At 39.8% G+C, this 903-nt stretch carries 2 pseudogenes; both read right to left on the bottom strand.

The window, feature by feature from the left end:
* Positions 1 to 295 (bottom strand): annotated as a pseudogene (locus tag EAE90_RS24840) (tail fiber assembly protein); the annotation flags it as partial.
* A 99-nt stretch (positions 296 to 394) separates the two neighbouring features.
* Positions 395 to 508: pseudogene (locus tag EAE90_RS24835) on the bottom strand (phage tail protein); the annotation flags it as partial.
* Positions 509 to 903 lie beyond the last annotated feature (395 nt).

Genomic DNA, 903 nt, shown 5'->3' with positions numbered 1-903 from the left:
GGGTTTGTTTGTTGTAAACGATTTTCCCTCGGTGGTCAGGGACAATTTCCCAACGTTTACCATCTTCACTGCGACAAATAGCCATATCATCAGAATCGAGAAAATCTGGCGCATCGGGATAAGCACCGGCTGACAAACTGACACCGAGCATAACGTACTCAATACCAGAGTGTGTGAATTCTCGTGTAACTTGATTAGTGTGATAAACTTTTATCCAACCCGCCTGAATCGCTAACCCATCTTTACCCAATACGGCTGTTTCATGTTCTAAAGCGTATTTTTGTTCAGTTGTTATACTGCATACTGCTCTCACTATGTAATTAAATGTATCAGATTTACCACGCAAATCAGGCACCTTACCATCAGGATAAGCTGCCGTTAATTGCGGATATCGAGATTTATCAAATGTCTGACCATTGCAATAAAGATACCCTTTCGGGGTATATCTTGGAGAATGCAAGATGGGAGCGCCAACTGGAATATTTACAGCACTAACATCGTCAATCATTGCTAATGTTCCAGATTTCCTTTGTAAGCTTGCATAATAGATGGTATTGCCACTTTTATCTCTGTAATAGATAGTCAATGGATCTTGTCCGTCAGGATTCGTTGCCATCTGGACATAATATCCATCTTTTTTCTTTAGCCGGATGCCTGCATATTCATGATTTGCATCTACATCTAAACTGCTGCACGTGAATTGTTCTTGAGATTTTTTTAACGCATAATTTCCACTTACCCAGTCGCGTTGGGCTGAATTCTTAGCCAAACTCACCGTTTCCGATAAACCCAAATTTTTCACAAACTCATTTTTATCAGGAATATCTGCACCATTTTGGCTTTTAGACAACCTATTGTTAGCATTATTATTTACATCGGAAACAAGCTTCTGAGTTGCTGAAA

The sequence above is a fragment of the Photorhabdus caribbeanensis genome, assembly GCF_018448885.1.
GTDB lineage: Bacteria > Pseudomonadota > Gammaproteobacteria > Enterobacterales > Enterobacteriaceae > Photorhabdus > Photorhabdus caribbeanensis.
Note: the sequence above shows the minus strand (reverse complement) of the source record. Positions and strands in the feature narration are given on the sequence as shown.